At 31.6% G+C, this 23,407-nt stretch carries 24 protein-coding genes, 2 tRNA genes and 1 pseudogene; 20 read left to right on the top strand and 7 right to left on the bottom strand.

The features are described 5' to 3' along the window. The first annotated feature begins 94 nt into the window (after window positions 1–94). On the top strand, window positions 95–1,084 hold the full coding sequence (gene lplA, locus CD036_RS05480) for a lipoate--protein ligase (protein WP_002510137.1): 990 nt from the start codon (window positions 95–97) through the stop codon (window positions 1,082–1,084). A 76-nt stretch (window positions 1,085–1,160) separates the two neighbouring features. On the opposite strand, the gene CD036_RS05485 is transcribed toward lplA, so the two are convergent. After that, window positions 1,161–1,379, bottom strand: coding sequence for an IDEAL domain-containing protein (locus tag CD036_RS05485; protein ID WP_021458870.1), 219 nt, complete (start codon window positions 1,377–1,379; stop codon window positions 1,161–1,163). 246 nt (window positions 1,380–1,625) lie between these two features. Here CD036_RS05485 and CD036_RS05490 point away from each other — a divergent pair, with 246 nt between their 5' ends. From CD036_RS05490 to CD036_RS05505, 4 genes are all read left to right on the top strand, one after another. Beyond that, on the top strand, window positions 1,626–2,189 hold the full coding sequence (locus CD036_RS05490; RefSeq protein WP_031266496.1) for a competence protein ComK: 564 nt from the start codon (window positions 1,626–1,628) through the stop codon (window positions 2,187–2,189). Window positions 2,190–2,331: 142 nt separating this feature from the next. Continuing rightward, a tRNA-Asn gene (locus CD036_RS05495) sits at window positions 2,332–2,406 on the top strand. Between the two features lie 3 nt (window positions 2,407–2,409). Beyond that, window positions 2,410–2,497: transfer RNA gene (locus CD036_RS05500), tRNA-Ser, on the top strand. A gap of 285 nt (window positions 2,498–2,782) precedes the next feature. Next, window positions 2,783–3,271 (top strand): GNAT family N-acetyltransferase, encoded by a 489-nt coding sequence (locus CD036_RS05505; RefSeq protein WP_103388139.1) that lies wholly within the window; start codon window positions 2,783–2,785, stop codon window positions 3,269–3,271. 62 nt (window positions 3,272–3,333) lie between these two features. On the opposite strand, the gene CD036_RS05510 is transcribed toward CD036_RS05505, so the two are convergent. Then, on the bottom strand, window positions 3,334–4,830 hold the full coding sequence (locus CD036_RS05510; RefSeq protein ID WP_103388140.1) for a glycosyltransferase: 1,497 nt from the start codon (window positions 4,828–4,830) through the stop codon (window positions 3,334–3,336). A gap of 432 nt (window positions 4,831–5,262) precedes the next feature. Here CD036_RS05510 and CD036_RS05515 point away from each other — a divergent pair, with 432 nt between their 5' ends. Beyond that, entirely contained in the window at window positions 5,263–6,159 is an 897-nt protein-coding gene (locus CD036_RS05515) for an ABC transporter substrate-binding protein (RefSeq protein ID WP_103388141.1), read from the top strand. 341 nt (window positions 6,160–6,500) lie between these two features. On the opposite strand, the gene CD036_RS05520 is transcribed toward CD036_RS05515, so the two are convergent. Beyond that, window positions 6,501–6,710, bottom strand: coding sequence for a TM2 domain-containing protein (locus tag CD036_RS05520; protein WP_002510131.1), 210 nt, complete (start codon window positions 6,708–6,710; stop codon window positions 6,501–6,503). Between the two features lie 184 nt (window positions 6,711–6,894). On the opposite strand from CD036_RS05520, the gene CD036_RS05525 reads away from it, so the two are divergent. After that, a complete protein-coding gene (locus CD036_RS05525; RefSeq protein WP_002510130.1) occupies window positions 6,895–7,449 on the top strand; it encodes a GNAT family N-acetyltransferase in 555 nt (184 codons plus the stop codon). Between the two features lie 101 nt (window positions 7,450–7,550). On the opposite strand, the gene CD036_RS05530 is transcribed toward CD036_RS05525, so the two are convergent. Beyond that, window positions 7,551–8,489: a 1,4-dihydroxy-2-naphthoate polyprenyltransferase gene (locus tag CD036_RS05530; RefSeq protein WP_021459265.1), complete on the bottom strand. Its 939-nt coding sequence runs from the start codon at window positions 8,487–8,489 to the stop codon at window positions 7,551–7,553. 182 nt (window positions 8,490–8,671) lie between these two features. On the opposite strand from CD036_RS05530, the gene CD036_RS05535 reads away from it, so the two are divergent. From CD036_RS05535 to CD036_RS05555, 5 genes are all read left to right on the top strand, one after another. After that, window positions 8,672–10,024 (top strand): isochorismate synthase, encoded by a 1,353-nt coding sequence (locus CD036_RS05535; protein WP_103388142.1) that lies wholly within the window; start codon window positions 8,672–8,674, stop codon window positions 10,022–10,024. After that, complete coding sequence (menD, locus tag CD036_RS05540) at window positions 10,017–11,699, top strand: 2-succinyl-5-enolpyruvyl-6-hydroxy-3-cyclohexene-1-carboxylic-acid synthase (RefSeq protein WP_002510127.1); 1,683 nt, start codon at window positions 10,017–10,019, stop codon at window positions 11,697–11,699. Before CD036_RS05535 ends, menD begins: the two co-directional genes overlap by 8 nt. Further along, window positions 11,686–12,492 carry a 2-succinyl-6-hydroxy-2,4-cyclohexadiene-1-carboxylate synthase gene (gene menH, locus CD036_RS05545; protein ID WP_103388143.1) on the top strand — a complete coding sequence of 269 codons (807 nt, stop codon included), beginning with the start codon at window positions 11,686–11,688 and terminating at the stop codon, window positions 12,490–12,492. Before menD ends, menH begins: the two co-directional genes overlap by 14 nt. Continuing rightward, on the top strand, window positions 12,485–13,303 hold the full coding sequence (gene menB / locus CD036_RS05550; protein ID WP_002510125.1) for a 1,4-dihydroxy-2-naphthoyl-CoA synthase: 819 nt from the start codon (window positions 12,485–12,487) through the stop codon (window positions 13,301–13,303). Before menH ends, menB begins: the two co-directional genes overlap by 8 nt. Before the next feature lie 229 nt (window positions 13,304–13,532). After that, a complete protein-coding gene (locus CD036_RS05555) occupies window positions 13,533–13,985 on the top strand; it encodes a MarR family winged helix-turn-helix transcriptional regulator (protein WP_002510124.1) in 453 nt (150 codons plus the stop codon). A 77-nt stretch (window positions 13,986–14,062) separates the two neighbouring features. Here the strand turns inward: CD036_RS05555 and CD036_RS05560 are convergent, their stop codons facing one another. Both CD036_RS05560 and CD036_RS05565 read right to left on the bottom strand, forming a co-directional pair. Continuing rightward, window positions 14,063–15,229, bottom strand: coding sequence for an aminotransferase class I/II-fold pyridoxal phosphate-dependent enzyme (locus tag CD036_RS05560; RefSeq protein ID WP_021459254.1), 1,167 nt, complete (start codon window positions 15,227–15,229; stop codon window positions 14,063–14,065). A 117-nt stretch (window positions 15,230–15,346) separates the two neighbouring features. Then, entirely contained in the window at window positions 15,347–16,351 is a 1,005-nt protein-coding gene (locus CD036_RS05565; protein WP_103388144.1) for an acyltransferase family protein, read from the bottom strand. A gap of 174 nt (window positions 16,352–16,525) precedes the next feature. Between CD036_RS05565 and CD036_RS05570 the strand changes: the two genes are divergently transcribed. Then, a complete protein-coding gene (locus CD036_RS05570; RefSeq protein WP_002510121.1) occupies window positions 16,526–16,963 on the top strand; it encodes a MarR family transcriptional regulator in 438 nt (145 codons plus the stop codon). A 619-nt stretch (window positions 16,964–17,582) separates the two neighbouring features. After that, a protein-coding gene (locus CD036_RS05575) for an IS3 family transposase (RefSeq protein ID WP_103388145.1) occupies window positions 17,583–18,724 on the top strand; the annotation gives its coding sequence in 2 pieces (ribosomal slippage) (window positions 17,583–17,853 and window positions 17,853–18,724; 1,143 coding nt in all). Window positions 18,725–18,861: 137 nt separating this feature from the next. Here the strand turns inward: CD036_RS05575 and folD are convergent. Beyond that, a complete protein-coding gene (gene folD, locus CD036_RS05580) occupies window positions 18,862–19,719 on the bottom strand; it encodes a bifunctional methylenetetrahydrofolate dehydrogenase/methenyltetrahydrofolate cyclohydrolase FolD (protein ID WP_002510869.1) in 858 nt (285 codons plus the stop codon). Window positions 19,720–19,924: 205 nt separating this feature from the next. Here folD and purE point away from each other — a divergent pair, with 205 nt between their 5' ends. From purE to CD036_RS13295, 6 genes and pseudogenes are all read left to right on the top strand, one after another. Continuing rightward, window positions 19,925–20,407 (top strand): 5-(carboxyamino)imidazole ribonucleotide mutase, encoded by a 483-nt coding sequence (gene purE, locus CD036_RS05585; protein WP_002510868.1) that lies wholly within the window; start codon window positions 19,925–19,927, stop codon window positions 20,405–20,407. Beyond that, window positions 20,394–21,521 carry a 5-(carboxyamino)imidazole ribonucleotide synthase gene (purK, locus tag CD036_RS05590; protein WP_103388146.1) on the top strand — a complete coding sequence of 376 codons (1,128 nt, stop codon included), beginning with the start codon at window positions 20,394–20,396 and terminating at the stop codon, window positions 21,519–21,521. The genes purE and purK overlap by 14 nt, the downstream gene beginning before the upstream one ends. Next, complete coding sequence (gene purC / locus CD036_RS05595; RefSeq protein ID WP_002510866.1) at window positions 21,521–22,222, top strand: phosphoribosylaminoimidazolesuccinocarboxamide synthase; 702 nt, start codon at window positions 21,521–21,523, stop codon at window positions 22,220–22,222. Before purK ends, purC begins: the two co-directional genes overlap by 1 nt. A 1-nt stretch (window position 22,223) precedes the next feature. Beyond that, window positions 22,224–22,484 (top strand): phosphoribosylformylglycinamidine synthase subunit PurS, encoded by a 261-nt coding sequence (gene purS, locus CD036_RS05600; RefSeq protein WP_002510865.1) that lies wholly within the window; start codon window positions 22,224–22,226, stop codon window positions 22,482–22,484. Next, window positions 22,484–23,155, top strand: a complete 672-nt coding sequence (gene purQ, locus CD036_RS05605) for a phosphoribosylformylglycinamidine synthase subunit PurQ (protein WP_021459050.1) — start codon at window positions 22,484–22,486, stop codon at window positions 23,153–23,155. The genes purS and purQ overlap by 1 nt, the downstream gene beginning before the upstream one ends. Continuing rightward, window positions 23,148–23,407: pseudogene (locus CD036_RS13295) on the top strand (phosphoribosylformylglycinamidine synthase-related protein); the annotation flags it as partial. The gene purQ and the pseudogene CD036_RS13295, both read left to right, overlap by 8 nt.

The following is a 23,407-nucleotide window of genomic DNA, read 5'->3' on the forward strand; positions in this document are numbered from 1 at the left end:
ATAATTATAAAAAATGCGAGTATATAATTGGCAATTTTAATAAAAATAATGCATAAATAAGATAAGGGTATATATTAGGAGAAGGAGAGATACAATGAAGTTTATTAGTAATAAAAATATTACAGACCCAACTATGAATTTAGCTATGGAAGAATATGTGTTAAAAAATATGCCTAATGATGATAGCTACTTTTTATTTTACGTTAATAGACCTTCAATTATAATTGGGAAAAATCAAAATACGATTGAAGAAATTAACAAGCCTTATATTGATGAACATAATATAGATGTAGTAAGAAGAATATCTGGCGGTGGAGCAGTTTATCATGATACAGGCAATTTAAATTTTAGTTTTATTACAAATGACGACGGTGATAGTTTTCATAATTTCAAAAAATTCACCGAACCTATTGTAGAAGCATTAAATAAACTCGGCGTAAATGCTGAATTAAGTGGGAGAAATGATATACAAGTAGGTCAAGCTAAAATATCTGGTAATGCGATGGTTAAAGTTAAAGATCGTATGTTCAGTCATGGTACTTTGATTTTAAATAGTGATTTGAATGAAGTACAAAACGCATTAAAAGTAAATCCGGCAAAAATTAAATCTAAAGGTATTAAATCCATACGTAGTCGTGTTGCTAATATCGTTGAATTTTTAGATGAGCCACTCGATATTGAAACCTTTAAATCCATTATATTAAAAACTATTTTTGGGGAACAAAGTGATGTGGAAGAATATGAGTTAACTGCAGACGATTGGTCAAAAATAGAAGAACTAAGCAATACTAAGTACCGTACATGGGATTGGAATTATGGCAAAAATCCTAAGTATAATTTTGAACGTGAAGAAAAATTTGAAAAGGGCTTTGTGCAAATTAAATTCGATGTAAAACGAGGACGTATTGAACATGCTAAAATATTTGGAGATTTCTTTGGTGAGGGAGATATTACAGATTTAGAAGAAGCATTGACAGGCACTTTACATGATTTTGAAAGTATTGAAGCAGCATTAGATGATTTTAATTTGTATCATTATTTTGGTGATATTGATAAATATGAACTAATAAGATTGATGTCATAACATTAAAAAAAGTCTATTCTCATACTTGATTTAAAAGTAGGGAATAGACTTTTATTCTAAATGTGTGGAGTATAAATTAGCCAACGAGAAATTCCTCCAAGTTTTTGTATTCTTCTGTGTAGCGCTTGAAATCATTCTCATTTTTGTTTTTAAGTGCATTGTCTATAAGAATTTCTAATTGTTCTTTACGAACATTTCTCAGTGACTCATCTATAATAAGTTCAATGCCTAAGTCGTTAATTGTAGAAACAAAAGATTCTAATGTATTATATTTTACATTTGTGTTGTGTTTCATTTTGAACACGTCCTTTCTATATATTTAATTTCATTATACAATCATTATTTTTTGAAATCAACGAATATTCTGACTTTTTAGAATTTAAAAGTGTAAAAAGAAACTTTTAAAAGTTAGAATTTTACAGCCAAATATCCCTGGAATTTAATTAATGGAAATATTAAAGAAGAAAATAATATAAACAATTGATTTTAAAATAGTAATACTATAATATATTGTTAATTAATAGCTGAGGAGGCGATTACAATATTTAGTAAATATGTCATTAAGAAAGGAGACATGGTGATACAACCCATTGACACTAAAGAAAGAAAATATGGAGGGACGCGAATATTAAAATATAAACAACAGATAGAAGAAGTAAAAGATAGAACACACAAAATTATTGAGAGATCATGTCGTTTTTATGGCAGTAGCTATCACTTTAAAAAAGAAGATACCATTAGAATTACTGGAATTATCAGTAAACCGCCGATATTATTTACACCGCTATTTCCTACTTACTTTTTTCCTACCCATTCTGACAGAAAAGATGAAAATGCTTGGATTAATATTCATTATGTACAACATATAAAGAGATTAAAAGACAGAAAATGCAAAATTACTTTTGTTGATGAGCAAACACTCAATATAGATATTTCTGCACATAGTATGAGGCATCAATATTTAAACGCCATTTATTACTATTATATGATGGATAGAGCAGCAAGGATTGCTACTTTTGATCCAGATGCACCAATCGATTATACTAAACCGCAATTAAATATTTATGAAGCATTAGCTAAGTACTCATTATTTGAACATAAATAAAGAAATACTTGTAAAAATGAAATATGCGGAATAAAGTATTAAATTAGTGTAAATATTCCGCATATTTTTTTAACATTAACACTTGAAAATTTATGTGTAATTGATATAATTATATTTGTGCTTGATGAGAGACACATATTATTCCACAGTAGCTCAGTGGTAGAGCTATCGGCTGTTAACCGATCGGTCGTAGGTTCGAGTCCTACCTGTGGAGCCATATGAAACGTACTCAAGTTGGCTGAAGAGGCGCCCCTGCTAAGGGTGTAGGTCGCGAAAGCGGCGCGAGGGTTCGAATCCCTCCGTTTCCGTTATAACATGTAAGTATTTACTATGAATACTTCACATTATCGTGAGAACGTTGTTAACGCAACGTTCTTTTTTTATCCAAATGTTAAGAAACAGCGAATGCTAATAAAATGTAGGGTGATAAATATTATAACTTCCACTTTAATTACTTTACATTTATAGTTATAAAGCTAATTTTGAATATCAAATAATATGATGTATTAGTCATGTGAATAATGTCAGTTTATCTCACACAAATTTGCACGTGATATTTGGTTTCAGTAGTATGATGTGCAAGGAGTGATAAAATGATTAGACAGGCCCATGAACAAGACATACAAAATATAACTGAAATTTATAATGATACGATATTAAATACGACAGCTGTTTATTCTTATGATCCAGTAACACTTGAGAATAGACAAGAATGGTATGCGCAAAAACTTGCAAAAAATGAACCTGTACTGGTGTATGTGAAAGATAATGAAGTCGTTGGTTTTGCTACATATGGCTCGTTTAGAGATTGGCCGGCATATAAAAATACTGTGGAACATTCTATATATGTTGATCCTAATACTAGAAAAGAAGGTATAGCTTCTAAGCTGTTAACTGAATTAATTAAAGAGATAGAGTATAAAGGATATAAAACTATTGTTGCTGGCATAGATGCTACTAACGAAGGAAGTATCAAATTGCATGAAAAATTCAACTTTGTTGCGTGTGGTAACATTAAAAGCGTAGGATATAAATTTGATAAATGGCTAGATTTAGCATTCTATCAATTAATACTGAAGTAATCCCATAAAAAACCATCCATATTCGAAATGGATGGTTTTTTTATTATGTTAAATGATGATTATTAAGCATCATTTAATAGAGAAAATAGTTGTTTGTAATTATTTATAGCGGTGTCATATTTTACTGTTGATGTCGTTTCAACACTTTTGAGTGGTGAGTCAATGATCTTCGTCATGTATTCTGTTAATTCAGTTATATTGTTGGCTTCGACTAAAAATCCGTTTTCACCATGCGTTATGATTTCGGATGGACCATATCTAATATCATATGAAATAACAGGACATCCAACTTCTATACTTTCCATTATGGTTAAACCGAAGCCTTCATATTGACTTGTAAGAAGGGAAGCTTTGGATTGTTGTAGTTCTTGTATGGGGTTATTTGTATGTTCATTAATTGTTATTTTTTGTTGTAGCTCTAAATAATCAATCAGTGTTTCTATATATGATCTATAATTGGCGTCGCCACTACCGAAGATACTTAATGTAGTCGAGTATCCTTTAGCTATGAATTTTTTGTATGCATGTATAATATGTTCTATTTGTTTTTCAGGTACCAATCGTCCAATAAATATGAAACGATTTTGTTGTGGTAGCTGTGTATCTATATTTACGGGTTTAATGAAATGAGGTATAACGGAAATTTTGTTTTCAGTTATAACATTATTGGCTAAAATATCTGCTTTTTGTTGGTGTGTTAAAACGATGTATTGTGTCACTTTGTCAGCGTTTTTTAAAGCATATTTATATGAGCTTTTTATATTGTGTTTACCAAGATGACTACTGTGAAATACTAAAATATTTTTAGTACGCTTTGTTTGTTTTAATAGTGGTGCATCCAATAAGCGTGCATCATTAAATATTATGTCGCCATCTTTGAACTTGCAATCAAAATAATATCGAAATAATTGTTTTTCTGAAGTGAAAGTTTTATGTGGCTGTTTATCCTTGTACGTCTGGATAAAGCTTAAGTCATTGTCTGCATTATCTTCAAAAAACTTCATACAATAAATAGCACCATAAACATCGAAAAATTCTTCTAATATTTTTTGAGAAGATTTGGGTGCGTAATATACTTTTTTGTGCAATATGCCATTTTTATTATATTGCCAGCGTTGAACTTTTTTCTTACTGATAGGGGACATATAGTCTTCAAATTTAACTACTTTAGTATTGTCATAATAGCGTCTATATAAAACATACGTTTCATTATCGTAGTACCGTACGATGCTTTTGTCTTTTGAAATTTCTGAAGTAAAACCTGATAATTCATAAGGCGTTTCATGGTAAGTCAGTTGATTGGGATTATCAGTAGTGGGTTCAATAAGTAATTTATAATCTGCTAACCAGTCATAAATGTTTTCAAAATAAGTATTAGTTGTTATTTTTTCATCTTCTAAATATGATTTATAAATATCGTTATAATTGGAATTATAGTTAGTTGTTAAAATTGTTGTATTGATATTTAAAGCTTGATCTATTAATTTTATTCTATTCAGTAAAGCTTTTGTTCTTCCGCCATGTTGTAATGGCAATGTTGAAGTTATTGTATAGATCATTTTTAAATCCTTTCTGTTTTTCGTAAGTATCGGTAACCCAACACCATATTGTAAGTTATTAAGCTATTTTATCACTATAAAAAATCAACAATATATGATTGTTACGGCAATAAAACTAGCAGTATCTACAGCATAATTATAAAAAATTAGCTATAAGTTATTAACATAGTACCAGAGTATTTATATATTGTTTGAAATAATATTATGGACAGTAAAATAGTATATAAGATTTGATTTTCAATTTAAAGTCTAAATGAAGGAATTTAAAAAAGTTAAGCACTCTGCGGAGTTATAATTTGGAATAAGTAGGTATATTTACATTTTTAGAGACTTTTTTAGTTAAGATGAAAATAATTCGAGTCAAAAACTTTAAATGATATTGATAATTATTATCGATTAAAGGTATAATGGATAAAAAAAGAGGTAAAGTATATGAAGAAATTATTAATAATAGCATTATGTTTATGCTTCATTGTAGCAGCTTGTGGCAATAAAAAAGAAAGTGAAAATGAGCAAAGAGAATATACAACTACAGATGATAGCAAAGTGAAAATACCTAAAAACCCTAAACGTATAGTATTGTTAACTGCAAATTATGGTAGTTTGAAAAAGTTAGGGGTTGAACCTGTAGCGATTACGAATGCTTTTCCAGATTCTAAATATCTAGGGAATAGTAAAGTGAAAAAGGTAAATCCAGAAGATGTTGAAGCTGTAGCTAAATTAAAACCAGATTTAATTATTACATATAAAGAAAATAAAAATAATAAAAAATTCTCTAAAATTGCACCAACAGTACCAATTAAAGTACAAAAATTAGATTATAAAGAAACACATATAGAATATGGTAAACTTGTTAATAAAGAAGATAAAGCTAAGCAACAGGCTAATGAAGTTGCGAAAAAATTAGAACAAGATGGTAAAGAGATCAAAAAACACATCGGTAATGATGCAACATTTTCAATAATGGATATTCAACAAAAAGACATTTATCAATTTGGACCACGTTTTGGTAGAGGCAGTGACACATTATATGATGGTTTTAAAGTAAAACAAGATCCTGAGGCACAAAAAGCTATGCCTGCAGAACGCTTTATGAAAGTACCTAAAGAAAAATTTAATGACTATGCAGGAGATTATTTAATGATTCCTACGCCTGATGGTAAAAAATCAAAAGCAGAATTTACAACTTCAGATATGTGGAAAAATAATGAAGCAGTAGTACAAAATAACGTGATTTATTATGATGCAGATGAAGCCATCTATAGTGACTTGATAACAATTGAAAAACAAGGTGAACAATTTAAGAAAGAAATCATGAACATTAATTAATACTATGATAAGAGCACTGAATGGTCGTCATTATGCACGCATTCAGTGCTTTTTATTGTAATTTAATGACATAGTCATGGTGTGATATTACACAAAAAAGCCCTTTGAGTCACATTAAGTGCTACAAAGGGTGGGGTGTGTTTATTACTTGTTATTTTTTTTGCTAAATAAGCGTTTTATGCCTCTAATGATAAAACTAACAGCTACTGCTCTTAGTACACGTTGTATAATTTGTTGCATTTTTTATACCTCCTAAGTTGTTACAACTCAATATTATTTATTTACCCAAATTCTTTAAGTTAAGTCTATAAAAATTAAACTTTAAATAGTAATCATGTAAATTAAGGGAAGTAAATCATGCCTTCATCATCTGCTTTTTTGAAAAATATCGTAATAATTCCACTAATTATAGCGATGATATATGGAATGCCGGTCCAAAAGAAGATGATGTGCATTATACCTTGTAGTACTTGATTTGAATAAAATTTATGAACTCCTATCCAACCAAGGAAAAAGGCTAAAACTACATAAATAACTTTGTTAACTTTCATTATTCTAAAAACCCTTTCTTTCTTTTTCTTTATTATAACAATATTACTTACAAAAGAAGATTAATAACATTTATTGTCATAATAACAATAGTTTTTAAAGATAGATAGTTAATTATTTCAATTACTAGTTCAAGTTATTATATAATGAAAAGGATAAAGAATTTAGGCAAAAGGAGATATAAAAATGATAAGAAAGGCAGAAGCGAAAGATAAAGCAGCTATTGCACAACTGTGTTATATCATATGGGATGAATTAGAAGTAGATATGGTGAAATTTGTAGAGCGAGAAAGATTGTTGTCAATTCTTGAACGTAGCATAGTCGAAGTACCATATCGTGGAAATTTAAATAATATATGGGTATATGAAATCGATGGCAATGTAGCAGGGTGTTTAATTGCATATCCAGGGGAGAAAGAATTGGAATATGAAAAGGCATGGTTAGACATGGACTTAGATCATGATGTTGCTGCATTAGGCACACCAATGCCTATGAAAGAAGCAAAAGATGATGAATACTACATTGAAACAATCGCAACTTTTCCTAATTATCGTGGTAGAGGTGTCGCTACACAATTAATACAATATGTAATTGATCTAGCACCACACGAAAAATGGAGCTTAAATTGTGATTATCACAATGAACGAGCTTTTTATGTCTACAATAAATTTGGTTTCGTCACTGATAGTGATATCGATTTATATGGTCATAAACACAGACATATGATTTACCAACAATAAATCAACAAAAAAGCGAGAGTACCAATCAAAGATAACTACTTTGATTTAGCACTCTCGCGCTGGTTGATGTATAACATTTGAGAGACACTTAATTTTAAGACTTAAATGCCTCCAAGAAGTGCGCTTATATAAATACCTAACGCATATAACACTCCGAAGAATGTATTAGTTTTACCAGTAGCTGCCATAGCTGGCATCATTGTCGCAGGTGTATCATTCTTTTTAAACCTACGAACTGCTTTAACAGGCAATGGAAATGACAGTAAAGCTAATAAAAAGAAAATTGAACCACCAGGTATGAAAAATGTAATGTAAACGACAAACGCATAAGCAACAATGTACATTAATGCTAAGAAGCGGATGGAATTTGCTTTACCTAAAACAATAGGTAAAGTTAAGCGTCCACTTTCTTTATCTTTAACTCGGTCTCTTATGTTATTAGCCATGTTGATTAAGCCAATTGTAATGATAATTGGTACGCTAATCCATACTACTAACGTTTGTAGGTTGCCAGTTTGGATAAAAAAGGCAAGAAGTATAATTATTCCGCCCATAAACACACCTGAGAATAATTCTCCAAAAGGTGTCCAAGATATTGGCATAGGGCCACCTGTGTATAAGTATCCAATTGCCATACACACTAGACCAATAGGTAGAATCCAGAACGAACTTTGGACAGCTAAATATATGCCGAGTAGTGCGGCAATAATATAAAAAGCAATTGCAAGATTCATGACTAGCTTAGGACTCATTCCATTGCGAACAATTGCGCCGCCGATACCTACTGATGTATGGTCATCTAGACCCTTTTTAAAATCATAATACTCATTAAACATGTTTGTTGCAGCTTGAATTAATAAACAAGCTAGAAGCATGGCTAAAAGTAAACTGATTTTAATGTGGTCTTCGCTACCTAGTAAAAATATTTTTGCAGTAGCTGTACCAACTAAGACTGGAACAATTGCTGCTGTAAGTGTATGAGGTCTCATAAGTTGCCAATACTTTCTCACAGTTGAATATTGTTGATATTGAGAAGCCATAGTTTAATTACCTCTTATTCTATTATTTATATTTTAATAAAGTAATTTTAATAGAAGTTGTATTAAAGGTCAAATTACGTAAAGTTTCTTATGTAAGAATTAAGCAAGAATGCGTACACACATTGTGAAAGATGGTACAATATACTAATGAGTAAATTAGAATTATGAAAGAAGTGAACTAGATGACTGTGGACGTCAAGGAAGACAAAATTGTCTCAGCTGTATACGATAGTAGCCGTACATGGGTTTCGGTAGAAGCCAAAATAGACTATGAACTGGACCCGACAATGTTATTCCAAATAACTGAAGACAGTGCTGACGACCGATTTTTCTTCAAAAAAAATGATAATACGATGTCATTCTTTGGTTATCGCGCTATTAATAGGTTTAAAAATGATTTCGAAAATAAACAATCTATATTCCGGGAATGGGAAAAATATAAAAATGATATAGAGCTTATACATCCGAATTCAGATAAACATCACTTAAAGATTTGTGGTGGTTTTCAGTTTTCATCACACAAATCAGGCGATGAATGGCGTCAATTTGGCATTAATCATTTTATTTTGCCCGAAGTATTAGTAACTATGACAGAAGGCAGTACTTATATTACTTATACTACAAAACGAGCAACATTTGAATTAGCTAAATTTAATGCTGTGATTCAACATTTAACACAAAATACGACAGTTATACACGATGACTTAGGGAAGGTCAAACGTATAGAAGATATTTATAAAGAAGAATGGCGTGATTTAGTACGTGATACTATTGCACAATTAAATGAAAACAATAAAATTGTGCTAGCTCGTAAACGTATGATTCAATTTGAAAAACAAATTAAAATACCATTTATTTTAAATCAAGCAATGCAATCCGAACGAAATAGCTATTTATTTGTGTTGGAATCAGAAGATAGTATCTTTTTCTCACAAACACCAGAACAGTTAATGGAAGTAAAAAATGATGTGATTTATACGAAAGCAGTTGCAGGTACAATTAAGCGTACCCACGATGAAGCAGAGGACTTGAGGAATATTGAACAATTCCTACAAGACACTAAAAATTTAAATGAACATCAATTTGTTGTGGATAGCATACTTAATGATATTAAACCATATGTCAATGAAGTTAATTACAATGAATCACCTAAAATATTAACAAATGATCACCTGTACCATTTACTTACAGAGATAAACGGAACGTTGACAAATGAATCTTATATTGGACTTATAGATCATTTACATCCAACACCAGCATTAGGTGGTTTTCCGAAAGATGAAGCGGTTAGCTATATCGAAAAAAATGAATTTGGTACGCGTGGATTATACGGAGCACCAGTAGGCTTTATTGATATGTATGATGATTGTGAGTTTATTGTGGCGATACGTTCAATGTTGATAAAAAATCAACAAGCAACTTTATTTGCTGGTTGTGGAATTGTACATGATTCAGATCCAGATAGTGAAGTTGAAGAGACTGCAGTTAAATTCACACCAATGATGAGAGCATTAGGAGTAGATGGAAATGACTAAACATGTAGAAGCCTTAACTAAACAAGTTTATACTTTGGCATCGGAATTATATGCATATGGCATAAGAGAAGTTGTTATTAGTCCAGGTTCGCGCTCAACACCATTAGCTATAGCAATTGAAGCTCACCCTAAATTAACAACATGGATACATCCAGATGAAAGAAGCGCGGCTTTTTTTGCTTTAGGTTTGATGAAGGGTAGCGAGAAACCTGTAGCTGTATTATGTACTTCAGGCACTGCTGCTGCCAATTACACTCCAGCAGTGGCTGAAAGTCAAATCAGTCGTTTGCCTTTAGTATTACTCACAAGTGATCGACCACATGAATTGAGAGGCATTGGCGCACCACAGGCGATTAATCAAATACAAATGTTTGAAAACTATGTCCAATACCAGTTTGATTTTCCTCTTGTTGACAGTGGTGAAAATAGTGAAAAAATGATGGATACTATTGCTTTTCAAATGCAAAAAGCAAGTCAACATTTATATGGACCACATCGTGGACCAATCCATTTCAACTTGCCGTTTAGGGAACCACTTACACCAGATTTAACAAAGGTGAGTTGGTTAACGTCAGATAATAAAGCTTTACCACATTATCAAAAAACGACAACACTAAATGAAATTGCGACAATTATTAAAAAGAAACGCGGTCTTATTTTGGTAGGAGATATGCAACACCAAGAAGTAGACCAAATTTTAACATATGCGACTATTCACGACTTACCAATACTGGCAGACCCTTTAAGTCAATTAAGAAAAATTAAACATCCAAATGTAATTAGTACGTATGATTTGATGTTTAGAGCGGGTCTCGAACTTGAGGTAGACTTTATAATTCGTGTAGGAAAACCAGTTATTTCCAAAGTTATTAATCGTTGGTTGACTCAAACATCTGCATATCAAATTTTGATTCAAAATAATGATCGACCAGATGCTTTTCCAATAGCACCGCATATTTCTTATGAAATGTCAGCGAATGATTTCTTTAGACAATTATCAGAAACAGTGACTGTAGAACGTAAACAATGGCTAGAAAAATGGCAGTTGTTAGAAGTGCGTGCACAAAATGAAGTGAGAGATTATATACAGTCAGCTACAGATGAAGGTGCATATGTGGGTCATTTACTGGATAAACTGACTGATAAAGATGCATTATTTGTAAGTAACAGTATGCCAATACGAGATGTTGATAACTTATACATTAATTGTGAAGCTGAAGTATATGCGAATCGAGGCGCAAACGGTATTGACGGTGTTGTTTCGACAGCGATTGGGATGGCTGTCCACAAAAAAGTTACATTACTAATAGGTGATTTAGCATTTTATCATGATATGAATGGCTTATTAATGGCTAAATTAAATAATATTAATTTAAATATCGTGTTACTGAATAATGATGGTGGTGGCATCTTTTCTTATCTACCTCAAAAAAATGCTGCAGAACCTTATTTTGAACGATTATTTGGTACGCCAACAGGATTGAATTTTGAGCATACAGCGTTATTGTATGATTTTGCGTTCCATAAATTTGAAACAATGGCAGATTTTAAATATGAATCATTATCGCAATTTGGCTCACATATTTATGAAATTATAACTGAGAGAGACTCCAATCAATTACAACATCAAACCTTGTATCAAAAATTGGGGGACATTATCAATGCTACATTATAATTTTCATGGTGCACAAATAACTACTAATAATTTAATAATATTATTGCACGGTTTTATAAGTGATCATTCAAGTTTTGATGACCATATTGATACTTTGAATCAACATGCAAATGTCTTAACAATTGATTTACCAGGGCATGGAGATGATATTTCAGCGAATGATGTGACATGGGATTTTGATTTTATTGCACAACAATTAGATGAAGTTATCCGACTATATGCAAGTTATAATATTTACTTACATGGTTATTCTATGGGCGGTAGAGTCGCCTTATATTATGCTTTATACGGTAATATGGCACTTACAGGGCTTATTTTAGAAAGTACTTCTCCTGGCATCGCAACTGACAGTGAGCGCGAAGAGCGTCAAAATGTCGATAATGCTAGAGCTAAAGTTTTGGAAATTGCTGGCCTTGAAATATTTGTCAATGATTGGGAAAAACTTCCACTCTTTTACACTCAATATGATCTTGAAAAGCCAATACGTAAAAGAATACGTAATATGAGAATGAATCAAGATCCGTATAAATTGGCCAAAGCTTTACGAGACTATGGCAGTGGCTATATGCCTAGTTTATGGTCAGAAATAACACAAATTGATATTCCTGTTGTTATATTGGCAGGAGCGTTAGATCAAAAGTTTGTTGCCATCGGTAATAAGATGACTAATTTAATACCACGCAGCAAATTTTATGAAGTTCCACACGTTGGACATACAATTCATGTGGAAGATGCTTCAGAATTTGATAAAATAGTAGTAGGTTTTTTAAATAAGGAGGAGCAAAATGACTAGACAGTGGGAAACAATTAAAGAATACAAAGAAATTAAATATGAATTTTACAATGGTATTGCCAAAGTAACGATCAATCGTCCAGAAGTACGTAATGCGTTTACACCTAATACAGTACAAGAAATGATAGATGCATTTACACGTGCTAGAGATGATCAACGTATCTCAGTTATTATTTTAACTGGTGAAGGCGATAAAGCATTTTGTTCAGGTGGAGATCAGAAAAAACGTGGACACGGTGGTTATGTAGGTGACGACCAAATTCCTCGTCTAAATGTGTTAGATTTACAACGTTTAATTAGAATTATTCCTAAACCGGTTATTGCAATGGTTAGAGGATATGCAATCGGTGGCGGTAATGTATTAAACGTCGTATGTGATTTGACGATTGCTGCAGATAACGCTATTTTCGGTCAAACAGGTCCAAAAGTTGGTTCATTTGATGCGGGTTATGGCTCAGGCTACTTAGCGCGTATCGTTGGACATAAAAAAGCTCGTGAAATTTGGTACTTATGTCGCCAATACAATGCACAAGAAGCATTGGATATGGGCTTAGTAAATACTGTAGTACCTTTAGCTGAAGTTGAAGATGAAACTGTTAAATGGTGTGAAGAAATTATGCAACATTCACCGACTGCTTTACGTTTCTTAAAAGCTGCTATGAATGCTGACACTGATGGTTTAGCAGGTCTACAACAAATGGCTGGCGATGCTACATTATTATACTATACAACGGATGAGGCAAAAGAAGGCCGTGATGCGTTTAAAGAAAAACGTGATCCTGATTTTGATCAATTTCCAAAATTCCCATAAATCAATACAGAAAAGCTCGAAGGTGGAAAATGCTACCTTCGAGCTTTTTATTTTAACTAAATTAAATATGTACTAATAATTTTATGAATTTAATATAGTTGAATTAGCAACCAGATAAATAAATATAAAAAAATTAACACTTAATTTAATGAATTTTGTTTTAATTAAAATATATATTTGACACACATTAATTTAGATATTATATTATAATTAATGAGGTGAGTAGTCGATGAATAATGAATACGGAGAAGATGCAAGAAAAGAACTATGCTTTTTATTTTATGTTTCTACTAAAGAATTCGTTAATCGTTTTAACAAATATTTAAAGCAATATAATATTAGTTTCCCCAATTATATTGTGTTGCTGTATATAGAAAATAATATTCCAATCTATATAAAAACGCTTTGCGAAAAATTATATTTAGACTCAGGGACGATAAGCCCAATAATTAAACGATTGGAAAAGAAAAATCTAATCCAACGTACACGAACACTAGAAGATGAACGACGTGTGAAGGTTCAGTTGACAGCTGAAGGCATTGAGTTAAAACGACATTTTAATAAAATTTCAGAAGAAGTATTTAATCAATTTGATATGGAAGAAGAAGATACGCGTCAATATCACAAAATATTAAAAAAATTCACACAAATTAATGTAGTAGAAAATTCCAATGAATCATAACTTTCATGTGACTATGTAGTCCAATATTACATAATAAAAAACAACCCTACAATGCTTAAGCGTAGGGTTGTTTTTTATTATACAGCACTATAATGTTCAGCGATAAAGTGTTCTAATCGACGCATGCCTTCTTTTAAAACTTCTAAGTCATATGCATAAGATATTCGAACATGTCCTTTACCATAATCAGTAAATGATGATCCAGGTACAATGGCTAAATGAGCTTCTTCTAATAATTGGACGCAAAATTCAAAGTCATTGTCTGTAAACTTGCGAATACTAGGAAAAATATAAAATGCTCCTTCGGGTTGAGCATCTAATTCAAAACCAAGTGATTCTAATTTTTGAACTAAATAATTTTTACGTTCAATATAAGCTTCGTTCATATATTGAGGCGCCTCTAAACCTTCGTTTAAAGCAGCTATACAAGCGACTTGTGCAGGTACATTTGCACAAATGCAATTATAGGCATGCATGAACGTCAGTTTTTCAATTAAATATTCAGGACCAATTAAAAAGCCAATCCGAATGCCAGTAGCAGAATGTGATTTACTTAGACCACCAATTAATAACAGTTGATCACGAATGCTGTCAAATTGTGCAAATGATGTATGCGTACCATTAAACGTATTTTCCGCATAAATTTCATCACTGATAATAAATAACTCATGTTGCTGTAAAGTCGTTACTAACGCTTCGACTTCGTTAAAAGTTAAAGTGACGCCAGTAGGATTGGTAGGGTAGTTAAGTAATATTGCCTTCGTTTTAGCTGTGATATGTTGTTCAATCGCTTCAGGTGTAATTTTGTAGTTGCTGTGAGTTGTGTCTATATAAACGGGTTTGCCACCTAACGTTTCAATTAAAGGTATATAGCCAGCATAAATGGGTCCAGGAATTAATATTTCATCCCCAATGTTTATAATACTTCTTAATGATGTATCTAACGCTTCACTCGCACCATTTGTAATAATAATTTCTTCTTCAGAGTATTGGAAATTATATTTATGATAAAAATATTGGCTTACAGCACGTCGTGTCTCTATTAAACCTTTGTTATGAGAATAGCTTGTCATATCTTCATTGATCGCGTTAATATACGCATCTTTTACGACTTGTGGCATATTAAAATCAGGTTGACCTATAGTTAAATTGACACAGTCCTCTATATCTTTCATCCGATTAGAAAACTGTCTAATACTAGGTGCTCTTAAATACTGTGCGCGATCGTTTAATGAAAGTTTCATTTTTTTCACCTCAAAATAAAATACCGAATTGTAATTTGATAATAGTTATGTATAATTTGAATATTTCAAATTATTTCTATCATAACATATTTTCTAAGACTACAATTCGGTAAAATATTAACCTTTAAAATTAGAAGGCTTCTCTAAATTAATTACTGGATTTGTCCATTTTGCAACTTTGTATGAAGACAATAGATAGACAATAATACATGTTACAACAATTAAATAAATATAGGTTAAGAAGGACGTAGGATCTTTAAATGGGTAAATTTTGAAACCTCTAATAATCCCAATAAACAATCCATGTAATAAATACACTTGCAATGTCCTAGTTCCAATATAGGTAAAAATCCTTTTCTTTTCTGGTACCAAATTTAAAAAAGAAAACATTGTTATTAATATAGTGAAATATAAAAACAACCTTTTAAGTGGACTGTACAAACCTTCTTCATCTTCTAAAGAAGTATAAGGCGAACTGCCTAACAACCAATCGGAATTAATAGGATGAAGGGTATAGCCTATGTAAAAGACAATCAACACTAGAATTGATAGTGGGATGAACTTTTTGTTTCTTAATACTTGTGTATGTTCTTTTTTAAATAAATAGCCTAGGTAGAATATTGGGAAGAAAATAATAGTTCTGGAAAAACTTAAATAATTACCAATATCATCTGAAAAACCAGCAAATAATGCAATTATAATTGCAATAGGTAAAACAAAATATGGTTTATAATTTTTAACTAACGCTAAAATGATATGGAAAAAGAAAAGTGTTAATAAAAACCATAATGCAAATACTGGATCAAAAGGATCGAGTGTGACATTATCTTCTTTACCTGTAAAATAATAATATAAAGAGAAGAATGCAAAAAATATAAAATAAGGAACAAGTAACTTTTTAGAAACCTTTTCTAAATATCCTGGTTGACCAGCTTTTTTAGCAAAATAGCCTGATATGAATAAAAAACAAGGCATATGAAAGCTATAAATAGTTAGATAGAGAGACGTTAAAAAAGTATCTGATTCAGTATAAGGTTGTAATAAATGGCCAAATACAACTAAAAAAATTAACAATGCACGTGCATTGTCGAAAAAGAAGTCTCTTTCTTTAATTTGTGTCATGATTCTTCTCCTTTAGTAAAAGCTCGCTATTTATAATTTATTATAAATTGGATACGAAATGCAACAATTATGTCATGAATGTAGATTATTATTGAGCATTTGATAGAATATCTTTATAATTAAAACTATTAAAAATAGTATAGAATAAATATTATATAGTGGAGATGGTCAACTATGTATAGACAACTAGAAAAATTAATCACACATACGAGTAACGAGTTGAATTTAGTAAGTAGGCATTTGAGTCAACGTACAGAATTATCACCAGATCATATTGATTTACTTTCCATTTTATTTGATTACTCAAAGCTGTCGCAATACGATTTAACTATGAAACTTAATAAAGAACAATCAATTGTTTCTAGGTGGATCAAAAAATTATGCAAATTAGGTTATATTATGAGTATACAAAATAAAACAGATTTACGTTGTAAAGATTTAATTATTACAGAAAAATCAAAGTTATTAATTCAGCAAATTAACGACAGTAGGGTAGCATTAATTGAAGCAAGATGCCAAAGTTTATCACAAGAAGATATTTTATTATTTCAAATGTTATTGTTAAAGCTATCTAGTTTAGAACAATACAAACAAAATGGTCCTAGATTATAATAATTGCAAAAAGCATGAGCATTGTACTATTTTTAACAGTTATCTCAGATTCAAACATGGTCATAATTAATAAATAAAACAGGTGGAAGTTAATTAACTTCCATCTGTTTCACTTTGTTGACAGTTTTTTGTGTACGCTTTCCGTGGGCACTGCCTCAGCCTGTAATCTTCGGCTCGTGCATTTACCGCAGTAGCTGTCTCAAAATAGTGTCAATATTAAACTAAAATTATTAGTGTTGTTTATGAACTTGTCGAAAACAAATTTTGTCTTAATAATGGCAGATTACTTATAGTCTCAGTTATTTTATTAAAATTATTATTTATTCAAAACCTATTTGGCATCAAATTAATGAGACAAACAATTAAAGAAATAGAAATAAATATAATTTAACTTTGCTTTAAGATTTAAAGATACTGTAAAAACGCAATATCAATTAAGCAGTGAAACAGTAGCAAAAAGCCTGAGTGGCACAAAAACACTGTTATTTAATAAAATTAACTAATAACTATAAATAAACAAACCCATCGCAAATTATGAACTGACCCCAATTAGTGGGAATAAAATAAAAACACTTTCGTTGAATTCATTTAAAATGAATCATACGGAGGTGTTTTTTCTATGAAAATAATGTCTTATTCAATAGAAACAAAATATAAAACGATTGAAATGAAAGAAGCTGGATATACTGTAAAAGAAATTATGGAAGCATTAAATATCAAAAATAGCACACAGGTAAAAACTTGGTGGCGATGGTATCGAAATGGTGAAACTTATAGATTTTATCAACAAAGAGGCAAGCAATATACTTACGGTAAAGGCGTGAAAGAATTATCAGAAGTAGAACAATTAAAGTTAGATAATAAGAAAAAAGATATTGAAATAGATATTTTAAAAAAGTACAAGGAGTTAGAAAGGAAGTGGTATCCAAAATAATTGTAGAATTAGTTGATCAATTCAAGCATAAGTATTCAATCAAAATGATACTCGATGTTTTAGAAATACCTCAATCGACATACTATAGATGGAAACATAAGGACAAGGAAAAAGATAAAGTGACTCAAAAGGTTATTGAATTATGTGAAGAAAATAATTTCACCTACGGTTATCGCAAAATTACAGCATTGATTAATCAATTGTATTCAGCATCAATTAATCATAAAAGAGTTCAGAGAATCATGCGAGGGTATAATCTGAACTGCCGAGTTAGACCTAAAAAATCCAAAAAAATGGGTAAACCTTATTATAGAACAGATAATTTATTACAAAGACAGTTTAAAGCTAACCAACCAATGGAAGTATTAACAACTGATATTACTTATTTACCTTTCGGTAACTCTATGTTGTATTTATCTTCAACTATGGATGTTTATAACGGAGAAATTGTGGCGTATAAAATAGATAACAAACAGGGTCAAAGCTTAGTAAATGATACATTGAATCAAATAGATATACCTGAGAATTGCATACTACATAGTGACCAAGGCAGTGTTTATACATCCTATGCTTACTATCAATTATGCGAAGAAAAAGGCATTATCAGAAGTATGTCCCGAAAGGGAACACCAGCTGATAACGCCCCGATAGAAAGTTTCCATTCCTCGCTAAAGTGTGAAACTTTCTACATAAACAATGAGCTCAATAGCTCTAACCAAATTGTAATAGATATTGTCGAAAATTACATTAAAAACTATAATAATAATCGAATTCAACAAAAACTAGGCTACTTATCCCCTAGAAAATATAGGGAATTAGCAGCCTAGAACATAGTGTTTTTATTAAGTTCTCATTCTAAGGGTTCAGCGCCACTATAACCTAAGGCTTGTTTACGTACATACGAGTACATTGTGCTCGTACATTTTTATATTGTTCGTATATTTAATAACTTAAATATTAATAATTATTCGATGCCTCTACGCATTTTTTCTGCTAATAACGTATTATTTAACACCATAGTAATTGTCATTGGGCCTACACCACCAGGTACAGGCGTAATAGCACCAGCGATTTGTTTTACTTCTTCATAATCTACATCGCCTTTAAGCTTACCATTTTCATCTGGTGTATTACCTACATCAATAACTACAGCACCTGGCTTAACATCATCTTTAGATACGATGCCAGGACGACCAACTGCACTTACGATGATATCAGCATTTTTTAAATGTTGCTGCATATCTTTTGTTCTTGAATGCAAAATTGTCACTGATGCATTTTTTTGTAATAGTAATTTAGATACAGGTTGACCAACGATATGACTACGGCCAATGACTACTGCATCTTTACCTTCTATATCAATATCAGCGTGATTTAATAATTCCATTATACCTAATGGCGTACATGGCACGAATGTTTGTTCATCTATATAAAGTTTACCGATATTTTCTGGGTGGAAACCGTCCACATCTTTAGCTGGATTAATGGCTTCTAAAATCTTTTGTTCACTTACTTGATCTGGTAAAGGTACTTGTACAAGAATACCACTGACACTGTCATCTTCATTTAATCGTGTTAACTCTTTTAACACATCTTCTTCAGATGTAGACTCGTCTAAATGTACAATTTCAGAAATCATACCAATTTTTTCAGCAGCTTTCTTTTTAGAGTTAACGTAACTTTGACTTGCACCATCGTTACCTACAAGTATAACTGACAGTTTTGGTGTATAACCTTTAGTTTGTAACGCTTCGACTTGATCTTTTAGACCTTGTCTATAATCTTTAGCAATTTGTTTTCCATCTAAAATTTTTGCGACCATGAAAATTTCCTCCTCTAAATTCTGAACCTCACCTTAACATTAAAACATATTAACGCTATAAAATTAAGTAAAATACGTAAATTAAATGATTTTTTGAAGTTAAAGTTCGATTTTTGATTGAAAAAGCATGATTTTGTTGTTATGCTATATCTGTAATATACATCTTAAAGTAGTAACATTTCAAATTATTGAAAGGGTGTTCAATTTGAAAGTGGCAGTAATTATGGGAAGTTCATCTGATTGGAATATCATGCAAGAAAGCTGTGCTATGTTAGAACAATTTGAAATACCATATGATAAGAAAGTAGTTTCCGCACATCGTACGCCTAAATTGATGTATGATTTTGCAACTGAAGCACGTACGAATGAGTATGATGTAATTATTGCTGGCGCAGGTGGCGCTGCACATTTACCTGGTATGGTAGCTTCTATGACGACATTACCAGTAATAGGTGTCCCAATCGAATCTAAAAGTTTAAAAGGACTAGATTCATTATTATCTATTGTGCAAATGCCAGGAGGTATTCCTGTAGCAACGACTGCAATAGGTAAAGCTGGAGCTAAAAATGCAGGTATTTTAGCAGCACGTATTTTAAGTATAAACAATAAAACAGTCCAAAAAAATTTGGAAAATTATGAAAAATCTCTTGTTGAGAAAGTGAGTGAAATGCAACGTGAACTTCAGTAACTTAAGTTTTGGTGCAACGATAGGCATCATTGGTGGCGGTCAGTTAGGCAAAATGATGGCACAATCTGCTCAACAAATGGGTTATAAAGTTATAGTGTTAGACCCTGATACAGAGTGCCCATGTCAGTATGTAGCTCATCAATTGATTAATGCGAATTATAATGATGAAGATGCATTGAATCGATTAGGTCAATTATCCGATGTCATTACTTACGAATTTGAAAATATTTCTGCACCACAATTAAAAGAATTAGTCGCAAAATACAACATTCCACAAGGGTATCAAGCTATCGAATTATTACAAGATCGTTTGTCTGAAAAACAAACTTTAAAAGAATGTGGAACACAAATTGTTCCGTTTTTATCTGTAACTTCATCTGATGAATTAATTGAAGCAAGTGAAGTGCTGGGGTATCCATTTATCGTAAAAACACGATTTGGAGGATACGACGGTAAAGGTCAAATCTTAGTGAAAGATGCGTCTTATTTAGCTGAAGTTGAACAACTTATTACACATCAAGAATGTGTCGCAGAACAATTTTTAAATCTTGAAAAAGAAGTCTCATTAACTGTAACTATTGGAAATGATAATCAAATAACGTATTTTCCATTGCAAGAAAATGAACATAGAGACCAAATTTTATTTAAAACAGTAGTACCAGCTCGCAGTGATAAAGAACAAGAGGCACGTAAGGAAGTACAAAAAATAATTAAACAAATTCATTTTGTCGGTACTTTTACAGTGGAATTCTTCATTGATAAACAAAATCACTTGTTTGTTAATGAAATAGCTCCACGACCACATAATTCAGGTCATTATTCAATTGAAGCTTGTAATTATTCACAATTTGATACGCACATTCTTGCAATTACTGGTCAAAAGTTACCTGATGACATTGAATTATTGCAACCAGCAGTAATGATGAATTTATTAGGTAAGGATTTAGATTTATTAGAAACTGAGTTTGCACATCAACCTACATGGCATGTGCATATTTACGGTAAAACTGAGCGTAAAGCAGCACGCAAAATGGGCCATATAACAGTGTTAACCACGGACCTTGCAGCGACAGAACAACAAATGTTGAACCATTTTGAAGGGAGTAACAACTAATGACATTGCTATACGAAGGTAAAGCTAAAAAAATACATGCTACTGATACAGAAGGTATTTTACGTGTGGAATATAAAGATGAGGTTACAGCAGGGAATGGTGCAAAAAAAGATTATATCGAAGGTAAAGGACGATTAAATAATCTTATCACCTCTAAACTATTTAATTCTCTTAAACAACAAGGATTAGAAAGCCATTTTATTGAACAAATTTCAGAGACAGAACAATTGGTACAATCTGTAGATATTATTCCGTTAGAGGTTGTTGTACGCAATATTGCAGCAGGTTCAATAACTAAGCGATTAGGTTTCGATAAAGGGCATTCTTTTGAGCAACCATTAGTTGAGTTTTTCTATAAGAATGATAAGTTAAATGACCCATTAATTACGGACGACCATGTCAAGTTGTTGCACATCGCTAATGATGATGAAATTAGCACTTTAAAAGCAGCAGCACTGAAAATTAATGAAGCATTAGTATCTATTATGGACCAAGTAGATTTACGACTTGTAGATTTTAAAATTGAATTTGGTAAAACGACAAAAGGTGACATTATTTTAGCTGATGAAATTTCTCCTGATACATGTCGTATCTGGGATAAACATAGTGATGTGAACTTCGATAAAGATGTTTATCGCGAAGATAGAGGATCAATAATAGACACTTATCAAACTTTCTTAAATAAATTGGAGGCTTTATAAAATGAAAACAATTGAATTACATGTAACTTTACAACCACAAGTATTAGACACTCAAGGACAAGCTTTAAATCGTGCTGTACATGATTTAGGCTACACGCAAGTCAACGATATTCGTGTCGGAAAATTATTATATATGACAGTAGAAGAAGCTACCGACGAAGCAGTTCACAATGTGGTAACAACATTAAGTGAAAAGTTATTTGCTAATACAGTTATTGAAGAATACAGTTATAAAGTTGTCGATGAAGGAGAGAAAGCATAATGAAATTTGCAGTGCTAAAATTTCCTGGATCAAATTGTGATAGAGACATGTATAATGCCGCTATTAAAATGGGAGCAAACGCAGAATATGTAGATTATCGAAATGAGTCACTTGCAGGTTTTGATGGCGTATTAATTCCAGGAGGATTCTCTTTTGGTGACTATTTACGTTCGGGAGCAATGGCTAGTGTGGCACCTATTATTAATGAAGTGAAACGTTTTGCAGATGAAGGAAAACCAGTGCTAGGTGTCTGTAATGGATTTCAAATTTTAACAGAAATTGGTTTGTTACCTGGGGCATTATTGTACAACGATTCACATTTATTCGTTAGCCGAAATGAACAATTAAAAGTAGTGAATAATAACACACCATTTACTAAATTATATGCACAAGATGAACACGTTGTATACCCTGTAGCACACGGCGAAGGGCACTATTATTGTACTGAAGAAACATATGACGACTTAGTTGTTAATAATCAAATTATTTTAACTTATGTCGATAATCCCAATGGCTCTTTTAATGATATTGCAGGGATTGTAAATAAAAAAGGAAATGTATGTGGCATGATGCCGCACCCAGAACGTGCACTTGAATCAATTTTAGGTACTGACAGTGGCGTGAAATTATTTGAAGCGATGGTAAATAGTTGGAGGGAACAAAATGTCTAAGTTTATTGAACCAAGTGTAGAAGAAATCAAGTTAGAGCAACTATATAAAGACATGGGATTAAGTGATTCTGAATATGAACATGTTTGTGAAATCTTAGGTAGAGAACCAAATTTCACAGAAGTTGGTATTTTTTCTGTAATGTGGAGTGAGCATTGTTCTTATAAGCACTCTAAACCGTTTTTAAAACAATTTCCAACAACAGGTGAGCACGTTTTAATGGGACCTGGTGAAGGTGCTGGTGTGGTTGATAT

Origin of the sequence: Staphylococcus arlettae (genome assembly GCF_002902345.1) — a bacterium.
Lineage (GTDB): Bacteria > Bacillota > Bacilli > Staphylococcales > Staphylococcaceae > Staphylococcus > Staphylococcus arlettae.

Bases quoted from the DNA above. Each gene is read 5' to 3' on its own strand.
- lplA (WP_002510137.1), top strand. From the start codon at position 95: ATGAAGTTTATTAGTAATAAAAATATTACAGACCCAACTATGAATTTA.
- CD036_RS05485 (WP_021458870.1), bottom strand. From the start codon at position 1,379: ATGAAACACAACACAAATGTAAAATATAATACATTAGAATCTTTTGTT.
- CD036_RS05505 (WP_103388139.1), top strand. From the start codon at position 2,783: ATGATTAGACAGGCCCATGAACAAGACATACAAAATATAACTGAAATT.
- CD036_RS05510 (WP_103388140.1), bottom strand. From the start codon at position 4,830: ATGATCTATACAATAACTTCAACATTGCCATTACAACATGGCGGAAGA.
- CD036_RS05515 (WP_103388141.1), top strand. From the start codon at position 5,263: ATGAAGAAATTATTAATAATAGCATTATGTTTATGCTTCATTGTAGCA.
- CD036_RS05520 (WP_002510131.1), bottom strand. From the start codon at position 6,710: ATGAAAGTTAACAAAGTTATTTATGTAGTTTTAGCCTTTTTCCTTGGT.
- CD036_RS05525 (WP_002510130.1), top strand. From the start codon at position 6,895: ATGATAAGAAAGGCAGAAGCGAAAGATAAAGCAGCTATTGCACAACTG.
- CD036_RS05530 (WP_021459265.1), bottom strand. From the start codon at position 8,489: ATGGCTTCTCAATATCAACAATATTCAACTGTGAGAAAGTATTGGCAA.
- CD036_RS05535 (WP_103388142.1), top strand. From the start codon at position 8,672: ATGACTGTGGACGTCAAGGAAGACAAAATTGTCTCAGCTGTATACGAT.
- menD (WP_002510127.1), top strand. From the start codon at position 10,017: ATGACTAAACATGTAGAAGCCTTAACTAAACAAGTTTATACTTTGGCA.
- menH (WP_103388143.1), top strand. From the start codon at position 11,686: ATGCTACATTATAATTTTCATGGTGCACAAATAACTACTAATAATTTA.
- menB (WP_002510125.1), top strand. From the start codon at position 12,485: ATGACTAGACAGTGGGAAACAATTAAAGAATACAAAGAAATTAAATAT.
- CD036_RS05555 (WP_002510124.1), top strand. From the start codon at position 13,533: ATGAATAATGAATACGGAGAAGATGCAAGAAAAGAACTATGCTTTTTA.
- CD036_RS05560 (WP_021459254.1), bottom strand. From the start codon at position 15,229: ATGAAACTTTCATTAAACGATCGCGCACAGTATTTAAGAGCACCTAGT.
- CD036_RS05565 (WP_103388144.1), bottom strand. From the start codon at position 16,351: ATGACACAAATTAAAGAAAGAGACTTCTTTTTCGACAATGCACGTGCA.
- CD036_RS05570 (WP_002510121.1), top strand. From the start codon at position 16,526: ATGTATAGACAACTAGAAAAATTAATCACACATACGAGTAACGAGTTG.
- folD (WP_002510869.1), bottom strand. From the start codon at position 19,719: ATGGTCGCAAAAATTTTAGATGGAAAACAAATTGCTAAAGATTATAGA.
- purC (WP_002510866.1), top strand. From the start codon at position 21,521: ATGACATTGCTATACGAAGGTAAAGCTAAAAAAATACATGCTACTGAT.
- purS (WP_002510865.1), top strand. From the start codon at position 22,224: ATGAAAACAATTGAATTACATGTAACTTTACAACCACAAGTATTAGAC.
- purQ (WP_021459050.1), top strand. From the start codon at position 22,484: ATGAAATTTGCAGTGCTAAAATTTCCTGGATCAAATTGTGATAGAGAC.